This is a genomic window from Streptomyces sp. NPDC102462 (genome assembly GCF_044765425.1).
Lineage (GTDB): Bacteria > Actinomycetota > Actinomycetes > Streptomycetales > Streptomycetaceae > Streptomyces.
The window spans coordinates 93,173-110,564 of the sequence record NZ_JBIWKB010000008.1 but is presented as its reverse complement, the minus strand read 5'-3'; the positions used below and the strand labels follow the sequence as shown (position 1 = coordinate 110,564).

The following is a 17,392-nucleotide window of genomic DNA, read 5'->3' as shown; positions in this document are numbered from 1 at the left end:
GACCGGCCTATGACATGTCGGCGGTGTCCGACGCGGCGTCAGCCGTGGAACAGGGGGAGGAAATCGTGAAGAGCATGTCCGCGCGAGTCAGGGCGGGTGCCGCGGTGTCGGCGTTCGCGGCCGCGGCCGCCGTACTGGCGGGCGCCGGTCCCGCCGAGGCGGCGACCACCGTGAAGGTCACCAGCAACTGCGACGTCTACGGCGTGACCTGCACCGGCGACCTGTGGATGGTCTACAACTCCAAGGATCTCGCCCTCAACGGCGACCGCATCGTGTCCAGTTGGGCCGACTTCTACGGCAACATCCCCGACTTCGCGGGACGCAGCAAGTACGTCGGCTCCGACCTGTACAACTACGTCTACGTGTTCAACGGCAACGGCAACGGCAGCGGCCAGGCCGTGAAGAACAACGCGGCGTCGGTGCGCAACTGCGCGCCCGCGGACAACTACCGCGTCTACTACAACTCCGACTACCTCGGCCACTCGCAGTACTTCGGCCACGCCTCCGCGTACGACTGCCCGTTCGTCAACCTGGACTCCACGTTGAAGAACGAGAACGCGTCCGCGCACTTCGCGTGAGCCGGTCGGTGAGCACGAGCACGGCCCGTCCGGGACGCCGGGCGACCGCCACCGCGGTCGCCGGGCTCCTGGCCCTGGCCGCGGCCGCCGCGGGCTGCACTTCTGGACCGGGCGGCCCCGGCGGCACGGACGGCGCGCAGGCCGCCGCTGCGGCGGGCGCCGACACGGCCGCATGGCCGGACGCGACACCCCGGCAGGGCCTGGCCAAGGGGCTGTCGCTGCCGCTGGAGGACTACATGCAGACGTACCAGGACACGGTCGTCCTGGAACGGGCCTCGCGCAAACTGCAGAGCGAGTGCATGGCGCGCTACGGCTTCCAGGTGACGTTCCCGCCGGTCGGGGTCAATCCGCCGCCGAACGACAACGACGCGAACATCGAACGTCGTTACGGCATCACGGACCGGGCGACCGCCGAGCGGTACGGCTACGGACTGGCCGAGGAACCGGACCAGCGGGGGCAGCGGATGCCGAAGCTGAGCGAGGCGGCGGTGGCCGTGCTGACCGGCCGGGTCGCCTTCAGCCCCGAGGCATCGGCGGCACCCCGCAGCTACCGGGGGAAGAAGATCCCCGAGGGCGGGTGTGGGCGCTGGGCCGTGGACCGGATCGGCTCCTCGAAGCCGGACTTCTCGCTGGTCTCCAAGCTGGACCACGACAGCCTCGACCAGTCGCAGCAGACCGCGCCCGTGCGGTCCGCGCTCGCGGCCTGGTCGCGGTGCATGAAGGGCAAGGGCTACGACGTCGGCACGCCGTACGAGGCACCGAAGCTGGCGCCGTCGGCAGGCGACAGGCCCTCGCAGCGGGCGGTCAACGTCGCCCTGGCCGACATCGACTGCAAGGAGTCGGTGGATCTCGTGCGGATCTGGTTCGAGCAGGACGCGGAGATCCAGCGGCGGCAGATCGAGGCCCACCAGCTCGAACTGACAGAGGCCAAAAAACTCAACGAGTCCGCACTCAAAACAGCCGAACAAGCACTACGCGCCTGACGGGTCGCTGCGCGGCTCAGCAGTGTCGCTGCGCGGCTCAAGCGGGGTCGCTGCGCGGCTCAGCAGGGTTCATGGCTGAGCGGGGTCCGTGGCTGACTGAGGGGGTCGCTGCGGCCGAGCGGTGTCGCAGGGCGGCGGCCACCGCCGGTGGGGCGGGCGCTGCGCGGTTGTACGGGCAGCGGCCGCCGGGCGGGTACGCACAGTTGGGCGGGCGGAAGGGGCTCGCTCGGCCGGGCGGGCGTCGGGCGGTTCAGCGGCCGAAGGGCGGCCGGGCGGCCGGGCAGCCGAGCCACCATCGGGTGGTCGGACGGCGGGCGGGCGTTGCGCTGGTCGACAGCCGGACGGGCAGCGCACGGTCGGGCGAGCGTCGGGTAGTTCAGCGGCCGTAGGGTCGTCGGGCCGCCGGGCGTCAAGCAGTTCAGCGGCCGAAGGGCCGTCGGGCAGGGGGTGGCAGCGCGCGGGCCAGCCAACCTGGCGGCCGGGCGGGCGGTCAGCGGCCGGGCTGCCGAGCCAACTTCGGGTGGCCGGGCGGGCGTTGCGGTTCAACGGATAGCGGCCGCCGCCTGGCTGGCAGCCGGGTTAGCAGTGCGCGGCTGAGCGGGCGGAAGTCCTGCTCGGCCGGGGCAGGCGTCCGGCGGTTCAGCGGCCGAAGGGCCGTCAGACCGCCGGGCAGGGTGGCGGCAGCACGCGGCCCAGCTGCCCACCGGCCGGGCGGGCGATCGGCCGTCGGGCCGCTGGGGTGTTGGGCTGGTGTGGGTGGTGGGCATGGAGGCGTAGGTTCCGGAAAGGGGGCTGGTGTGGGCGAGGCCGATGGGTTTGCGCGTGGGCGTCGTTGGGTGGTCTGGGGGGTTACGGGGGCCGTGCTCCTGTCCGGGGCGGGCGTGGCGGCGGCGCAGTTGATCAAGTCGCCGGCGCAGGCGGTCGCGGACTCCTCGGCGCCGCCCCCGAGCACGCTGACGGCGCCGGTCGAACACCGCACCTTGCAGGACTCGGTGATCGTGCGCGGCACGGTGCGGGCGGCGCAGTCCGTCGAGGTGGCCCCGGCCGGCTCCGGCCCGGACGGGGGCGCGCCCGTGGTGACGAAACTCCCGGTGAAGGCCGGACAGGCGCTGCGGGCGGGCCAGTTGCTGCTGGAGGTCTCCGGCCGGCCGGTGTTCGTACTCAAAGGCGGTCTCCCCGTCTACCGGGACCTCAAGCCGGGCGCCGACGGCGACGACGTGGCGCAGCTCCAGTCGGCGCTCGCCGGCCTCGGCCACGGCACCGGCGGTGACCGCGCGGGCCACTTCGGCCAGGGCACCAAGGACGCGCTCGCCGCCTTCTACGCGAGCATCGGCTACGACCCGCTGCCCGCCGACGCGGACGGCGCCGAGGCGGTGGACGCCGCCGAGAAGGCGGTCACCGAGGCCCGGCGCGCCGCCGAGGACGCGCAGGACGCGCTGGACACGGCCCTGGCGCCCGCCGCCGGCGCGAACGGCACGGCCGGCGCGCGGCCGTCGGCGTCACCGGCCCCCTCGGACGCGCCGGCGCAGCTGTCCCCGGCGGCCGATCCGGCCGAGGCGCGCAAGCAGGTGACGCGCGCGCAGGAGGACCTGCGCACGGCCCGCGAGCATCTGACCGCGGTGCGGGAGACCTCCGGTCCGATGCTTCCGGCCGCCGAGGTCGTCTTCGTGGACCGGTTCCCGGCCCGCGTGGAGAGCGTGGCCGCGCACGTGGGCAGCAAGGTCGCCGGCACGGTGCTGACGGTCTCCGCCGGCCAACTCGTGGTCAGCAGCTATCTCCAGGCGCACGAGAAGGGGTTGATCAGGGCCGGTCAGCGTGTCGAGCTGCTGTCCGAGCTGACCGGCGCGACGGCCACCGGCACGGTGTCCTCGGTCGCCGACACCGCTTCGCGGGAGGCGCCCGCGGCAGGTGACGAGCAGGCACAGGGCCAGGAGTCGGCCGCCCAGGGCTATCTGATGCTGGTCGAGCCGGACAAGAGCCTGCCGGTGGAGCTGGCCGGGCAGGACGTGCGGCTCACCGTGCGGGCGGCCTCGACCCGGGGCAAGGTGCTGGTCGTACCGGTCTCGGCGGTCTTCGCGGGTGCCGACGGCACCACCTCGGTCACCGTGCTGGACGCGGACGGCACCCGGCGTCGGGTGCCCGTCACCACGGGCACCACGGGCGACGGCTATGTGGAGGTGCGGCCCCGGGGCGGCGCCCGGCTGGCGCCCGGGGACCGTGCCGTCACCGGGGTGCGCTCCGGTGCGGCGGCGCCCGGCGGGGCGGCGCGGTGAGCGCCGCGGCCGTCGCACCGCCGGTCATCGAACTGCGCGGGGCCGCGCTCACCTACCCGGGGCCGTCCCCGGTGCGGGCTCTGCTGCCCTGCGATCTGACCATCCACGCGGGCGAGTTCGTCACGGTCGTCGGCCCGTCCGGCGCCGGGAAGTCCTCCTTCCTCAATGTGCTCGGGCTCCTCGACTCGCTGACCGAGGGCCGCTACCTGCTGGACGGCATCGACGTCGACGCCCTGCGGGACGCCGAGCGCACGGCGCTGCGCGGGCAGCGCATCGGGTTCGTCTTCCAGTCCTTCCACCTGCTGCCGCACCGCACGGCCTGGGACAACGTGGCACTGGCCCTGACCTACCGGGGGACGCCGCGCCGGGAACGCCGGGCGCGCGCCCGGGAGGCGCTGGAGCAGGTCGGCCTCGGCCATCGGATCCGGGCGCTGCCGACGACGCTGTCCGGGGGTGAGCGGCAGCGGGTGGCCATCGCGCGCGCCCTGGTGGGCCGCCCGTCGCTGCTGCTGTGCGACGAGCCCACCGGGAACCTGGACACGGCGACGGCGGAGTCCGTCCTCCAGCTCCTGGACCGGCTGCACCGGACCGGCATGACGATCATGGTCATCACCCATGACCCGGCGGTGGCCGCGCACGGCGGCCGGACCGTGGCGATCCGGGACGGCCTGCTGAGCGAACCGGTGGGCGCGTGAACATTCCCTTCCGGCGTGCCGCACGCCCCGCCCGCACGGTCCGTCCGTCCCGGCTGCCGCTGCGCGACCTCGTCTCGGAGGCCCTGGCCGGGATTCTGCAGCGGCCCGCGCGCTCGGCGCTGACCTCGGTCGGCACGGTGCTCGGCGTGGGTACGTTCGTCGCCATCCTGGGGCTGACGGCGACGGCCTCCTCCCAGATCGACGAGCGCTTCAACGCCCTGTCGGCCACCGAGGTGAACGTGGAGGACGTCTCACGGGAGCAGAACCCGTACGTCCCGCTGGGTTTCCCGGCCGACGCCGACCGGCGGGTCGAGCAGCTGAACGGGGTCGCACACGCCGGTGTGTACTGGCCGGTGGAGCTGGGCGCGGGCACCGGTGTGCGGGCGGCGCCGGTGGGCGACGGCGCGGGCAGCGAGCAGATCCCGGTGGTGGCCGCGTCGTCCGGAGTGCTGCGGGCCGCGGGCCCCACCCTGGAACAGGGCACGCTCTTCAACTCCTGGCACGACAGGACCCGGCAGCGGGTGGCGGTCATCGGCGCGGGCATGGCCTCCCGGCTGGGCATCGGCACGCTGGAGACCCAGCCGGCGATCTTCATCGGCGAGAAGGCCTTCGTCGTCGTCGGCATCGTCGACGATGTCCGGCGCAAACCGGACATCCTGCTGTCGGTCGTCGTGCCCCGCTCCACGGCGCAGGAGGTCTGGGGCACGCCCCGGGGCAACGCGCAGATGTTGATCTCCACCCGGGTGGGGGCCGCGCCGCAGGTCGCGCGGGAGGCGCCGGTGGCACTGGACCCGGCGCACGCCGAGTACTTCAAGGCGACGCCGCCGCCGGACCCCAAGGCGCTGCGCAACGAGGTCGGTTCCGACCTCGACCAGCTGTTCCTGCTGCTCGCCGTGATCTGCCTGCTGATCGGCAGCATCGGCATCGCCAACACCACGCTGGTCGCCGTGCTGGAGCGGACCGGTGAGATCGGACTGCGGCGCGCGCTCGGCGCCCGCGGCCGGCACATCACCGCGCAGTTCCTCGCGGAGTCCGGTGTGCTGGGCGGGCTCGGCGGGCTTGCCGGTACGTCCCTGGGGACGCTCACCGTCGTGGGCGTCGCCGTGGCACGGCAGTGGACGCCGGTGCTGCACCCGGCGGTCGTGGCGAGCGCGCCGGCCATCGGTCTGGCCACCGGTGTCCTGGCCGGCGTCTACCCGGCCTGGCGGGCGTCCCGCATCCAGCCCGTGGAGGCCCTACGCCGCTGACACCCCCGACGACCGGGACCGCGACGGCTCTTTCCACCAGCGCGGTGTGCTCGGGGGCCGCGCCCAGGCGGTGCGCTTGCACGGTGCGCCACGCGCGTCCGGTCCGCACGATCGCGGGCGCGGGCGCGGGCCGTGGCGCCCGTGCGCCCAGGGGGCGTCCGGCTCCACGCCCGAAGAACCGCGTCGGCCTGCGCACCGCCGTCCCCGCGGACGGGATCCGGGGCCGCCCCGGCCGGGGAATGTCTGCGGGTCCTGGCAGACCGCCTGCGGAGCGCTCCGCGTTCGCGGGGCCGGTGGTGCGGCTGCCGGCGCGGTCAGGCCGTGCGTTTGCGGGACGCGGTGGACTTCTTGGTCGTCGTCTTCTTGGCTGTGGTCTTCTTGGCCGCCGCGCGCTCCGCGGACTTGGCCGCCGGCTTCGCCGCCGTCTTCTTGGCCTGGGCGGACTTGGCCGTCTTCCCCGCGGCGGCCGTGGTCTTCTTCGCCGCCGTCTTCTTCGCCGCGGCCGTCGTCTTCCGGCCGCCGGTCTCCTTGGGGGCCGCGCGGGTGGACCGGCCCCGCGGCAGCGCGGTGACCTCGGCGTGCTCCGCCTCCTCGGCACCGCGGGACTCCTTGGCGGCCCGGACGCTGTTCTCCAGCGCGGCCATCAGGTCGAGCACCTTGCCGCCCGGGGCCGGTGCGGGCATCTCGGGAGGCTCCTCGCCTGCCGCCTTCGCGGCGATGACCTCCTCCAGGGCCACCTGGTACTCGTCGTGCAGATCCGCCAGGTCGACCTCGCCGAGCGTATCCATCAGCGCGTCCGCGAGATCGAGTTCCTTGTCACGGACCGTGACGTCCGTCTCCGGCGCGACCCCCTCGGGGGCCCGTACCTCGTCCGGCCACAGCAGGCCGTGCATGGCGATGGCCTCGCCCACCACCCGCAGCATCCCGAGGCGCTCCCGGCCGCGCAGCGCGTACTTGGCGATGGCCACCTTGTTGCTGCGCTTGAGCGCCTCGCGCAGCAGGGTGTACGGCTTGGCCGCCGCCGCGCCGCCGGCCGCGAGATAGTACGCGGCGCCCATCTGGAGCGGATCGATCCGTTCGGCCGGTACGAAGGCCACGATGTCGATCGTGCGCGCGGTCGGGATCGGCAGGTGGGCCAGGTCGTCGTCGGAGATCGGAATCATCGTGCCGTCCGCGTCCTCGTACGCCTTGCCGATCTCCGCACCGCTCACCTCGCGGTCCTCCAGTTCGCAGAACTTGCGGTACCGGATACGGCCGCCGTCCTCGGTGTGGATCTGGCGGAAGGAGATCGCATGGCTCTCGGTGGCGTTCACCAGCTTGATCGGGATGCTGACGAGGCCGAAGGAGATGGCGCCGTTCCATATGGATCGCACGTTCCACACCCTTCCATCAGGTTCGTGGTGATGTGTCCGCGAATATCTGGGATTGTCATCGTATGACGCCGATCACAGAGGTGGAGGGGCGACGGGTCGCGCTCAGCAACCTGGAGAAGGTGCTGTATCCGGCGACCGGCTTCACCAAGGGCGAGCTGCTGCACTACTACGCGACCACGTCCCGTGTCCTGCTCCCCCACCTCCGTGACCGGCCGGTGTCCTTCCTGCGCTATCCGGACGGGCCGGGCGGTCAGGTGTTCTTCACCAAGAACGTGCCGCCGGGTACGCCCGAGTGGGTCACGACCGCCGAGGTACCCAGGTCGGAGGGGCCCGCGCGGATGGTGCTGGTACAGGACTTGGCCTCGCTGATGTGGGCGGCGAACCTCGTCACCGAGTTCCACACGCCCCAGTGGTCGATCGGGGCGCCCGAGCAGGCCGACCGGCTGGTCTTCGACCTCGACCCCGGGGCCCCGGCGACGGTCGTGCACTGCTGCGAGGTCGCGCTGTGGCTGCGGGAGCGGCTGGCGGCGGACGGGATCGAGGCGTACGCGAAGACCTCCGGGGCGAAGGGGCTGCATCTGCTGGCCGCGGTGCGCGGGGCCTCGTCGGAACGCGCCTCCGAGTACGCGAAGGGCGTGGCCGTGGCGGCGGAACGTGCGCTGCCGCGATTGGTGGTGCACCGGATGACGCGGAGCCTGCGGCCGGGGAAGGTCTTCGTGGACTGGAGCCAGAACGCCGGGCGGAAGACCACGGCCACGCCGTACACGCTGCGCGCCCGGACCGGGCCGTCGGTGTCCGCGCCGGTCACCTGGGAGGAGGTCGAGGACTGCCGGGAGGCGGGGCAGCTGGCGTTCCAGGCCGACGACATGGCCGCTCGGCTGCAGGATTTCGGCGACCTGATGGCCCCCCTCATGGACGACGCACAGGCAGCGGAACTCCCCTGACGGCATACGGCGGGCTCTCCGGTGGGGCGCCGCGCCCCGAAGGGGCGCGGGGAACTGCGCGCCCAGCCACGAAGACGCCACAGCCACCCGGCCGATGCCGTCGCCCAGGGCCCGCCCCGGGGCGCAGCGCCGCGGTTGGGCAGCGCCCCGAAGGGGCGCGGGGAACTGCGCGCCCAGCCACGAAGACGCCGCAGCCACCCGACGGCACAACACAACTCCCCGCTAAGGCGCCGACAGGCAACTGACGCCGCAGCCACCCGACGGCACAACACGACTCCCCGCTAAGGCGCCGACAGGCAACTGGCGCCGCAACCGCCCGATGGCACAACACGACTCCCCGCTGAGGCGCCGGCAGGCAACTGGCGCTGCACGGCCCCCCGCGCGGAGCGCTCCGCTGTCGTGCCCCGGTCTCACACCCGCAGCCAGGTGTTGCGGTCGCGGGCCATCGCGTGCAGGGCCTCCACGTCCGCCGGCTTCAGCACCGCGCCCAGCCGGGACAGCGCCGGCACGTCCGTGTCCCGCAGGACGCGCAGCTCGCGCGGCGGGACGGTGACGGTGATCTCCGCGGCGCCCGCGACGGCCAGGACCGGGCGTACCTCGGCGGTCAGGGCGTAGGAGGCGCGGTCGGCGTCGGCGCGGACGCGGCGCAGCAGCGGGTGCGCCTCGCGGCGGCCCAGCGCGACCAGCGGGTCGGACACCAGGACGCGCTGTTTACGGGCGTACAGGCTGTGCAGGGCGAAGAGTCCGCCGGGGCCGATCAGCAGGTGATGGATGCGGTCGCCGCCCGGCAGCGCAATGGAGTGCAGGGTGTGCCAGCCCGCGCCGTCCAGCCCGTCCAGGGCCTCGCCGACGGTCTGCTCGGCGAGCAGCGCCCGGCGCCGCGGGTCCGGCCGTAGCCGCCGGGCCGGGCCGGGGTCCCGGTCGAGGGCCACCAGCAGTGCCTCGCCGGGGCGGTTGGGTGCCAGGTCGTCGTCCGGGTGCAGGGAGAGCCGGGCCAGCTCCGCGGGCGTGGGGACGGACGGCGGGCCCACGGCCACCGGGCCGGTCAGGAACGGGCCCAGGGCCTCCAGTACGTCCTCCCTGCGGTCCTCGCTGAGCAGGTTGACCCGGGCCGCCTCGCGGTCGTACCAGGCGACGTTCCTGCCGTCGACGAGGCACACGTACAGCCGCTCCCGGCCGTGCCGCCGGTCCGGCACCACGCGCAGTCCGCTCATGCGGCATCACCCCTTGACCATGGGAACAGGAGGGGTGGGGCGGGGGCAAGGACGCGGCGGCTTGTGTGGACGGTTGCGCAGTTCCCCGCGACCCTGGCGGGATCGGCTCGGGGGTGCGCGTCCGATGCGGGGTGCGGGTCGCTTGTGGCCGATCGCGCAGTTCCCCGCGCCCCTGACGGGGGCGACTCTTCGGGGGCACTGGGTTGGTTCTGTTGGGTCAGTGCGGGGGGACGGGCGGGAGGGGGGCTCTTAGCGTGGCGTGCAGTCGGCTTCTTCTCGTTTTCCTCTCGGAGGTCTCCATGGCCCTGCGTTCCGTCCTCGTCCGCGGTCTCGCCGCGGGCGCCGCGTCCTGTGCCCTGGTCGGCGCGTTCTCCGGCGCGCCCGCCGCCGCGGCGTCCCGTGCGGGTGAGGATCACCACTACCGGGGCGTGGTCACGGCGGACAGCGGCCTGTGGCTGCACGCCCGCCCCGACCGCGACAGCCTGCGGATCGGCTTCCTCCAGCGGGGCGAGATCGTCTCGATCCGCTGCGCGGTCCGCGGCGACAGTGTCCGCGGCAACCCGCTGTGGTACCTGCTCACGGACGGCACCTGGGCCTGGGCCTCGGCCCGGTACATCGACAACATCGGGCCCGCGCCACGCTGGTGCTGACACCCAAAGCCCGCAAGGCCGCCGGTACGGGTAGGTTCCGGACATGACGAAGGCCGGAACCGCCGGGCCGGCGGCACAAACCCCCACCCCCGTCGTACCGCTCCCCCGGCGCCGCGGCATCGAGCTGGCCCTTATCGTGCTGGCCGTCCTGCTGTCCGTGTACGGCTACTGCGCCGTCGGCCTCGCGCGCACCGGTGCCGTACCGCCCGGCGCCGCCGGCTATGGCGCCGGGCTCGGCGTGCTCGCTCTGCTGGCGCACATGGCGGTCCGGTTCCGGGCGCCCGGCGCGGACTGCCTGCTGCTGCCGATCGGGGTGCTGCTCAACGGCCTCGGCCTGGTGCTGATCTACCGGCTCGACCTGGAGACGCCCGGCGACCGGGCGGCGCCCGCCCAGCTCGTGTGGTCCACGCTCGGCGTGGGGCTGTTCATCGTGGTGGTGGCGCTGCTGCGCGACCACCGGGTGCTCCAGCGCTACGCCTATGTGAGTGGCGCCGCGGCCCTCGGCCTGCTGATGCTGCCGATCCTGTTCCCCGCGGTGAACGGCGCCCGCATCTGGGTCCGGATCTCGGGATTCTCCATCCAGCCGGGCGAGTTCGCGAAAGTGCTGCTCGCGGTGTTCTTCGCCGCGTACCTGGCGGCCAACCGGAGCGCGCTCGCCTACGCGGGCCGCCGCGTCTGGTTCGTGCAGCTGCCCACCGGCCGGGTCCTCGGCCCGATCGTCACCGTGTGGCTGATCAGCGTCGGCGTCCTGGTCCTGGAGCGGGACCTCGGCACCTCGCTGCTGTTCTTCGGCCTGTTCGTGGTCCTGCTGTACGTCGCCACCGGCCGCACCGGCTGGATCGCGGTGGGCGTGCTGCTCGCCGCGTTCGGCGCGGTCGCGGTCGGCTGGCTGGAGCCGCACGTGCACACGAGGATCGAGGACTGGCAGCACCCGTTCGCGACGATCGAGGCGGGCGAGGGCCCCAACCAGCTCGCGCAGTCCCTGTTCGCCTTCGCCGCGGGCGGGGTGCTCGGCAGCGGCCTCGGCCTCGGCCACTCCGTACTGATCGGCTTCGCGGCCAAGTCGGACTTCATCCTGGCGACGGCGGGCGAGGAACTGGGGCTCGCCGGGCTGTCGGCGATCTTCCTGCTGTACGGGCTGCTGGTGGAGCGCGGCTACCGTACCGGCCTCGCCCTGTGCGATCCCTTCGGGCGGCTCCTCGCCACCGGCCTGGCCTCGCTCGTGGCGCTCCAGGTGTTCGTCATCGCGGGCGGGGTGACCGGGCTGATCCCGCTGACCGGCATGGCGATGCCGTTCCTGGCGCAGGGCGGCTCCTCGGTCGTCACCAACTGGACGATCACCGCGCTGCTCATCCGGGTCAGCGACTCGGCGCGGCGCCCGGAGGAACCGTGGGCGGACCGATGACGCGGCACATCCGACACGCCGCCGTGTTCTGCGCGCTGCTGCTCGCGGCGCTCCTTGTGAACGCCGCCCGGGTGCAGGTCGTCGAGGGCCCCGCCTACGACGGCAATCCGGCCAACCGCCGTGCCACGATCGCCCGTTACGGTCAGCCACGCGGCGACATCCTGGTCGGGGGCGCCCCGGTGACCGGCTCCCGGGACACCGGGGAGCAACTGCGCCACGAACGGACGTACGTGAACGGCCCGTTGTACGCCCCGGTCACCGGCTTCGCCTCGCAGGTGTACGGGACGACGTTCCTGGAGCACGCGGAGGACGGCATCCTCTCGGGCTCCGATCCGCTGCTGTCGCCGTTCCCGCTGTGGAACGACGTGACCCGGGCGCGGAACCAGCCGGGGAACGTCGTCACCACGCTCCACCGGGCCGCGCAGGAGGCGGCGTACCGGGGGCTCGGCGGGCGCAAGGGCGCGGTGGCCGCCGTGGAGCCGTCGACCGGCCGGATCCTGGCGCTGGTGTCCAGCCCGTCGTACGACCCGGCCGTGCTGTCCGGCAACGGCGGCTCGGTGACGTCGGCCTGGGCCCGGCTCAACCGGGACCCGGACAAGCCGATGCTCAACCGGGCCGTGCGGCAGACCTATCCGCCGGGTTCCACGTTCAAGGTGGTCACGGCGGCGGCGGCGCTGGACGCCGGTCTGGTCCAGGATCTGGACCGGCCGACAAACTCCCCGGACCCGTACACGCTGCCCGGCACCCGGACGCGCCTGACCAATGAGGGCGAGGGCTGTGCGGACGCCTCGCTGCGGGCCGCGTTCGAGTGGTCCTGCAACACGGTGTTCGCGAAGCTGGGCGTGGACGTCGGGGTGGAGAACATGGTGGCCACGGCGCAGGCGTTCGGTTTCAACGACACCGATCTGAAGATCCCGTTCTCGGTCGCGCAGAGCACCTTCGACACCTCGGTGGACAGGGCGCAGCTGGCGCTGTCGTCGATCGGCCAGTACAACACGCGGGCCACGCCGCTGCAGATGGCGATGGTGGCGGCGGCCGTCGCGGGCGGCGGGCAGGTGCGGGCGCCGTACCTGGTGGAGCGGACCACCCGCAGGGGCGGTGAGACGCTGGGCACCGCGGGTCCCCGTGCGCTGCGCCAGGTGATGAACCCGGCGACGGCCCTGCGGATGAAGGAGCTGATGACCGGCGTGGTCCGCGACGGCACCGGCACCAACGCGGCCATTGCGGGTGCCACCGTGGGCGGTAAGACGGGCACCGCGCAGCACGGCCTCGGCAACGCCGGTGTGCCGTATGCCTGGTTCGTGTCCTGGGCCAAGGCCGACGCCGATCTGGAGCCGAAGGTGGCCGTCGCGGTGGTGGTGGAGGACGCCTCGGCGGACCGAGGAGAGATCAGCGGCGGCGGTGACGCGGCGCCGATCGCCAAGGCGGTGATGCGGGCGGTACTCGGACTGTGAGACGGGGGTCCCCGCGGGCCGGCGCCCGAGGGGGCGCACCGGCCCTTGGTTCAGGTGTGCGGGGCCGGCGTCCCCTCAGCCGTCCGCGCCCGCCTCGATCGTCCGCTCCACCTCCGCCACCCGCTCCCGTTCCTCCGCCTCGAAGCGTTCCGCGTCCAGCTTCTCGGCGATCTCCTCGTCCTGGGCCATGAGCCGGTCGAGGTCACCGTCGCCCAGTTCCAGGACGCCCATGTCGACGTAGGCCTGCTGGAGGCGGCTGCCCCACAGGCCGATGTCCTTGACGCAGGGCACGATCCGGCTGAACAGGAGCTTGCGGAACAGCTGGAGGAATTCGGACCGTTCGCTCAGTTCCGCCGCCTGCGGCCCGGGAATGCCGAAGTTCTCCAGCACCTCCACCCCGCGCAGCCGGTCCCGCATCAGGTAGCAGCCCTCGATGACGAAGTCCTCGCGCTCGCGCAGTTCGGCGTCGGTGAGCTGTTTGTAGTAGTCCCGCAGCGCCATCCGGCCGAAGGCGACGTGCCGGGCCTCGTCCTGCATGACGTACGCCAGGATCTGCTTCGGCAGCGGCTTCTCGGTGGTGTCGCGGATCATGCCGAACGCGGCGAGGGCAAGGCCCTCGATCAGCACCTGCATGCCCAGGTAGGGCATGTCCCAGCGGCTGTCGCGCAGCGTGTCGTCGAGCAGCGACCGCAGGTTGTCGTTGATCGGGTAGACGAGCCCGATCTTCTCGTGCAGGAACCGGCCGTAGATCTCGGCGTGCCGTGCCTCGTCCATGGTCTGGGTCGCGGAGTAGAACTTGGCGTCCAGGTCGGGCACCGACTCCACGATCCGCGCGGCGCAGATCATCGCGCCCTGTTCCCCGTGCAGGAACTGGCTGAACTGCCAGGAGGCGAAGTGCCGGCGCAGCTCTCCCTTGTCGCGGTCGGTCATCTTCGCCCAGTAGGGGGTTCCGTAGAGGGTCATCGCCTCGTCGGGGGTGCCGAGCGCGTCGTACGGGTCGACGTCGATGTCCCAGTCGATGCGCCGCGTGCCGTCCCACTGTTTGTCCTTGCCCTTCTGGTACAGGGCGAGCAGCCGGTCGCGGCCGTCCTCGTACTCCCAGCTGAACCGGGCCGCGCCGGTCGCGGGCACCTGCCAGAGGGGTTCTCCCGGGTCCTTGGCGTACACGTCATAGGTGGGCATGTCTCGCAGGCTCACACGTAGACGCCGAGTCAACAAGTCGTGTGCGGGGGATTGACGGGCTTGCTGACAAGCAGTCTCATAAGTGCGGAGAGACTGGACCCCGGGCAACGAGGTGACGGAGCCATGACGACCCTGACGGAAGCGGACGCCCTCGACGGGCTGCGCGACGCGCTCGGCCTGCTCAAGGACCGGGAGCAGGTGGCCGAGCGGCTGCTCGCCTCTTCCGCCAAGCACTCCTTCGATCCCGACCAGGAGCTGGACTGGGACGCGCCCTTCGAGGAGGGCAAGTGGTTCTGGCCACCGGAACTGGTGTCGCTCTACGACACCCCGCTGTGGAAGCGGATGAGCGAGGACCAGCGGATCCTGCTCTCCCGGCACGAGGCAGCGGCACTCGCCTCGCTCGGCATCTGGTTCGAACTCATCCTGATGCAGCTGCTGGTCCGGCACATCTACGACCGGGCGGCGACCAGCGCCCATGTGCGCTACGCGCTCACCGAGATCGAGGACGAGTGCCGGCACTCCAAGATGTTCGCCCGGCTGATCTCCCGCAGCGACACGCCCTGGTACCCCGTGGGCCGCGCGCACCAGACCCTGGGCCGGATCTTCAAGACGGTCTCCACGACTCCGGGCTCCTTCACGGCGACGCTGCTCGGCGAGGAAGTCCTCGACTGGATGCAGCGGCTGACCTTCCCCGACGAGCGGGTCCAGCCGCTGATCCGGGGCGTGACCCGGATCCACGTCGTCGAGGAGGCCCGGCACGTGCGCTACGCCCGCGAGGAACTGCGCCGCCAGATGGTGACCGCCCCCAGGTGGTCCCAGGAGTTCACCCGGGTCACCTCGGGCGAGTTCGCCCGGGTGTTCTCGGTGGCCTTCATCAACCCCGAGGTGTACACGAACGTGGGCCTGCCCAAGCGGGAGGCGATGGCACAGGTGAAGGCCAGCGGCCACCGCCGCGAGGTGATGCAGACGGGGGCCAGGCGCCTGACGGACTTCCTGGACGACATCGGGGTGCTGCGCGGTGCGGGCCGCCGGCTGTGGCGCTCGTCCGGGCTGCTGGCCTGAGCCGCGGCCGGGGCCGAGGGCCCCGGGGGCGCCTGCGCCGAAAGCGGTTACGCTGCCGGTCATGACCCCGCAGGCCGCCAGCCCCGCCTACCGCCGGCTCAGCGTCGAGGAGCGCCGCAGTCAGCTCATCGACGCCGCGCTGTCGCTGTTCGCGCACCGCGCGCCCGAGGAGGTGTCCCTCGACGACGTGGCGGAGGCGGCCAAGGTCTCGCGCCCGCTGGTCTACCGTTACTTTCCCGGCGGCAAGCAGCAGTTGTACGAGGCCGCCCTCGGGTCCGCCGCCGAAGAGCTGGAGCAGTGCTTCGACGAGCCGCGCGAGGGTCCCCGGCTGGCCCGCCTGGCCCACGCACTGGACCGCTACCTCGCCTTCGTCGACCAGCACGACACCGGCTTCAGCGCACTTCTGCAGGGCGGCAGCGTCGTGGAGACCAGCCGCACCACCGCGATCGTGGACGGCGTCCGGCGGGCCGCCGCCGTGCACATCCACCACCACCTCGGCATCACCGACCCCGGGCCCCGGCTCCGGATGACCGTACGGATGTGGATCACCGCCGTGGAGGCGGCCTCGCTGATCTGGCTCGACGAGGACAAACAGCCGCCCCTGGACGAGCTGCGGGACTGGCTGGTCGAGCAGTTCGTCGCCGCCTTGACGGTCACCGCGGGCCGTGACCCGCAGACGGCGGCGCTCGTCGCCGCGCTCGCCGAGGATGGCTGACACTGGTGCCGTGAAGAGTCAGGACATCCCGTTCGAGGGCGGGCCCATGGACGGGCGCGTGCTCCCGGTGCTGCTGGGCCCCACCGGTCACCCGCCGAAGACGTACCGCATCCCGGTGCCGGACGCGCACGGCGGGCCGCCCACCGTCCTCGTCTACCGCCGCGTGCCCCGCGGCCACAGCAGGCGCATGGGGCTCGTACAGGGCTGGAAGTACACGTTCGACGCCGAGGGCGGCAGGTCGGCGAAGGGCGGCGCCGGGCTCCGGTGGCCCTGGTCCCGGCCGGCGGCCGGAGCGGATGCCGCATCGCCCGGCAAGCCGGATGACACCCAGGGGTGACACGGTTGAGCCGAACCGCGCACGTTCGGCGCGCGGATCGCGCGCGTACCCCTGATGTCCACGGTGCGGAGGCGAAGATACGACAAACGCCCGCCCGCATCGGAGGTGACAACGTGTCAGAAAGGTTGCTGCGCCTGGTGGGTACGGCCGCGGTCGCGGCCCAGGCCGCCCTCGTGCCCGCACCCGCCGCAGCCGTGCCGGCACCGCAGCGGCCCGTGGCCGAGCTGCTGACGGACCTTCAGAAGCTGTACCGGCAGGCCGAACGGTCCACCGAGACCTACAACGCCACCGCGGAGCGGCTGGCCCGGCAGCGCGCCGAGGTCGAACGGCTCGACGCGGAGCTGGCCCGCGCCCGGCGATCCCTGCACGACAGCCGCCGGGACGCCGCGCGGCTCGCCCGGCAGCAGTACCAGAGCAGCACCGCCCTGTCCCCGTACGTACGGCTGCTGCTCGCCCGCGACCCGCAGCGCGCGCTGGACGAGGGGCATGTGATCGGCCAGGTGGCCCGGGGTCGCGCGCGGGCGGTGGACCGGCTGCGGGCCGGGGAGAAGAAGCAGGACGTCCTGGTCCGCAAGGCCCGCAAGGCCCTCGACGGGCAGGCCCGGCTCGCCGAGCGGCAGCAGCGGCAGCGGAACGACGTGCGTACCCGGCTCGCCGACGTCGAGAGGCTGCTCGCCTCGCTCAGCGCCGACCGGCTCGCCGAACTCGCCCGGTTCGAGCAGGACGGCGTCGACGCCGCACAGCGCAAGCTCGTCGCCTCCGGCTCGCTCGGCAGCGCGCGGCCCCCGTCGCGGCAGGGCGACCGGGCCGTGCGCTACGCGGTGCGGCAGCTCGGCAAGCCGTACCAGTGGGGTGCGCAGGGGCCAGGGGCGTACGACTGCTCGGGGCTGACCTCACAGGCGTGGGAGCACGCCGGCACCCCGATCCCGCGGACCAGTCAGGAGCAGTGGGCGCGGCTGGCCCACGTCCCGCTGAACGAGCTGCGCCCGGGCGACCTCGTGATCTACTTCCCCGAGGCCACGCACGTGGCGATGTACCTGGGCGACGGAAAGGTCGTCCAGGCCCCCCGCACCGGCGACCGAGTAAAGATCTCCCCCATCGCCACCAACCCCATCCTGGGCGCAGTACGCCCCGACCCAACTGCCACCCCATAGGCATAGGGGCGCGGGGAACTGCGCGACCAGCCACCACGCACCCGCGGCCGCCCATCCCCATTAACCCCTACGGGGCTCAGGGGCGCGGGGAACTGCGCGATCGGCCACAACGTACCCGCTGCCGCC

General features: G+C 73.0%; 16 protein-coding genes. 13 read left to right on the top strand and 3 right to left on the bottom strand.

Annotated elements, in window-relative coordinates; translation table 11 throughout:
- Window positions 1-74 precede the first annotated feature (74 nt).
- The 5 genes from ACIRFL_RS09815 (at window position 75) to ACIRFL_RS09795 (ending at window position 5,776) form a co-directional block, all read left to right on the top strand.
- Window positions 75-578 (top strand): hypothetical protein, encoded by a 504-nt coding sequence (locus tag ACIRFL_RS09815; RefSeq protein ID WP_404025950.1) that lies wholly within the window; start codon window positions 75-77, stop codon window positions 576-578.
- 8 nt (window positions 579-586) lie between these two features.
- A complete protein-coding gene (locus ACIRFL_RS09810; protein WP_404025949.1) occupies window positions 587-1,561 on the top strand; it encodes a hypothetical protein in 975 nt (324 codons plus the stop codon).
- A gap of 860 nt (window positions 1,562-2,421) precedes the next feature.
- A complete protein-coding gene (locus ACIRFL_RS09805) occupies window positions 2,422-3,834 on the top strand; it encodes a hypothetical protein (protein ID WP_404025948.1) in 1,413 nt (470 codons plus the stop codon).
- Complete coding sequence (locus tag ACIRFL_RS09800; protein WP_404025946.1) at window positions 3,831-4,529, top strand: ABC transporter ATP-binding protein; 699 nt, start codon at window positions 3,831-3,833, stop codon at window positions 4,527-4,529. The genes ACIRFL_RS09805 and ACIRFL_RS09800 overlap by 4 nt, the downstream gene beginning before the upstream one ends.
- Window positions 4,526-5,776 carry an ABC transporter permease gene (locus ACIRFL_RS09795; RefSeq protein WP_404025944.1) on the top strand — a complete coding sequence of 417 codons (1,251 nt, stop codon included), beginning with the start codon at window positions 4,526-4,528 and terminating at the stop codon, window positions 5,774-5,776. Before ACIRFL_RS09800 ends, ACIRFL_RS09795 begins: the two co-directional genes overlap by 4 nt.
- Before the next feature lie 314 nt (window positions 5,777-6,090).
- On the opposite strand, the gene ACIRFL_RS09790 is transcribed toward ACIRFL_RS09795, so the two are convergent.
- Complete coding sequence (locus ACIRFL_RS09790) at window positions 6,091-7,149, bottom strand: Ku protein (protein WP_404025941.1); 1,059 nt, start codon at window positions 7,147-7,149, stop codon at window positions 6,091-6,093.
- A 62-nt stretch (window positions 7,150-7,211) separates the two neighbouring features.
- Here ACIRFL_RS09790 and ligD point away from each other — a divergent pair, with 62 nt between their 5' ends.
- Window positions 7,212-8,093: a non-homologous end-joining DNA ligase gene (ligD, locus tag ACIRFL_RS09785; RefSeq protein ID WP_404025940.1), complete on the top strand. Its 882-nt coding sequence runs from the start codon at window positions 7,212-7,214 to the stop codon at window positions 8,091-8,093.
- A 410-nt stretch (window positions 8,094-8,503) separates the two neighbouring features.
- On the opposite strand, the gene ACIRFL_RS09780 is transcribed toward ligD, so the two are convergent.
- Entirely contained in the window at window positions 8,504-9,307 is an 804-nt protein-coding gene (locus ACIRFL_RS09780; protein WP_404025938.1) for a nuclease-related domain-containing protein, read from the bottom strand.
- A 299-nt stretch (window positions 9,308-9,606) separates the two neighbouring features.
- Between ACIRFL_RS09780 and ACIRFL_RS09775 the strand changes: the two genes are divergently transcribed.
- The 3 genes from ACIRFL_RS09775 to ACIRFL_RS09765 are packed head-to-tail and all read left to right on the top strand — an operon-like array spanning window position 9,607 to window position 12,816.
- The gene (locus ACIRFL_RS09775; protein WP_404025936.1) at window positions 9,607-9,957 is read left to right on the top strand and encodes an SH3 domain-containing protein; all 351 of its coding nucleotides are present in this window, start codon (window positions 9,607-9,609) and stop codon (window positions 9,955-9,957) included.
- Window positions 9,958-10,000: 43 nt separating this feature from the next.
- Window positions 10,001-11,362 carry an FtsW/RodA/SpoVE family cell cycle protein gene (locus ACIRFL_RS09770; RefSeq protein ID WP_404025934.1) on the top strand — a complete coding sequence of 454 codons (1,362 nt, stop codon included), beginning with the start codon at window positions 10,001-10,003 and terminating at the stop codon, window positions 11,360-11,362.
- Entirely contained in the window at window positions 11,359-12,816 is a 1,458-nt protein-coding gene (locus ACIRFL_RS09765; RefSeq protein WP_404025932.1) for a penicillin-binding transpeptidase domain-containing protein, read from the top strand. Before ACIRFL_RS09770 ends, ACIRFL_RS09765 begins: the two co-directional genes overlap by 4 nt.
- A gap of 75 nt (window positions 12,817-12,891) precedes the next feature.
- On the opposite strand, the gene ACIRFL_RS09760 is transcribed toward ACIRFL_RS09765, so the two are convergent.
- The gene (locus ACIRFL_RS09760) at window positions 12,892-13,998 is read right to left on the bottom strand and encodes a ferritin-like domain-containing protein (protein ID WP_404025931.1); all 1,107 of its coding nucleotides are present in this window, start codon (window positions 13,996-13,998) and stop codon (window positions 12,892-12,894) included.
- Window positions 13,999-14,121: 123 nt separating this feature from the next.
- On the opposite strand from ACIRFL_RS09760, the gene ACIRFL_RS09755 reads away from it, so the two are divergent.
- The 4 genes from ACIRFL_RS09755 to ACIRFL_RS09740 all read left to right on the top strand — a co-directional run bounded on the left by ACIRFL_RS09755 (window position 14,122) and on the right by ACIRFL_RS09740 (window position 17,266).
- Complete coding sequence (locus tag ACIRFL_RS09755) at window positions 14,122-15,060, top strand: diiron oxygenase (RefSeq protein WP_404025929.1); 939 nt, start codon at window positions 14,122-14,124, stop codon at window positions 15,058-15,060.
- Between the two features lie 61 nt (window positions 15,061-15,121).
- Entirely contained in the window at window positions 15,122-15,775 is a 654-nt protein-coding gene (locus ACIRFL_RS09750) for a TetR/AcrR family transcriptional regulator (protein WP_404025926.1), read from the top strand.
- A 10-nt stretch (window positions 15,776-15,785) separates the two neighbouring features.
- Window positions 15,786-16,112, top strand: a complete 327-nt coding sequence (locus ACIRFL_RS09745; protein ID WP_404025924.1) for a hypothetical protein — start codon at window positions 15,786-15,788, stop codon at window positions 16,110-16,112.
- Between the two features lie 113 nt (window positions 16,113-16,225).
- Window positions 16,226-17,266: an NlpC/P60 family protein gene (locus tag ACIRFL_RS09740; RefSeq protein WP_404025921.1), complete on the top strand. Its 1,041-nt coding sequence runs from the start codon at window positions 16,226-16,228 to the stop codon at window positions 17,264-17,266.
- Window positions 17,267-17,392: the final 126 nt, after the last annotated feature.

Excerpts from the sequence above, each read along its gene's own strand:
- ACIRFL_RS09780 (WP_404025938.1), bottom strand. The coding sequence starts at position 9,307 with ATGAGCGGACTGCGCGTGGTGCCGGACCGGCGGCACGGCCGGGAGCGG.
- ACIRFL_RS09775 (WP_404025936.1), top strand. The coding sequence starts at position 9,607 with ATGGCCCTGCGTTCCGTCCTCGTCCGCGGTCTCGCCGCGGGCGCCGCG.
- ACIRFL_RS09770 (WP_404025934.1), top strand. The coding sequence starts at position 10,001 with ATGACGAAGGCCGGAACCGCCGGGCCGGCGGCACAAACCCCCACCCCC.
- ligD (WP_404025940.1), top strand. The coding sequence starts at position 7,212 with ATGACGCCGATCACAGAGGTGGAGGGGCGACGGGTCGCGCTCAGCAAC.
- ACIRFL_RS09760 (WP_404025931.1), bottom strand. The coding sequence starts at position 13,998 with ATGCCCACCTATGACGTGTACGCCAAGGACCCGGGAGAACCCCTCTGG.
- ACIRFL_RS09765 (WP_404025932.1), top strand. The coding sequence starts at position 11,359 with ATGACGCGGCACATCCGACACGCCGCCGTGTTCTGCGCGCTGCTGCTC.
- ACIRFL_RS09755 (WP_404025929.1), top strand. The coding sequence starts at position 14,122 with ATGACGACCCTGACGGAAGCGGACGCCCTCGACGGGCTGCGCGACGCG.
- ACIRFL_RS09815 (WP_404025950.1), top strand. The coding sequence starts at position 75 with ATGTCCGCGCGAGTCAGGGCGGGTGCCGCGGTGTCGGCGTTCGCGGCC.
- ACIRFL_RS09750 (WP_404025926.1), top strand. The coding sequence starts at position 15,122 with ATGACCCCGCAGGCCGCCAGCCCCGCCTACCGCCGGCTCAGCGTCGAG.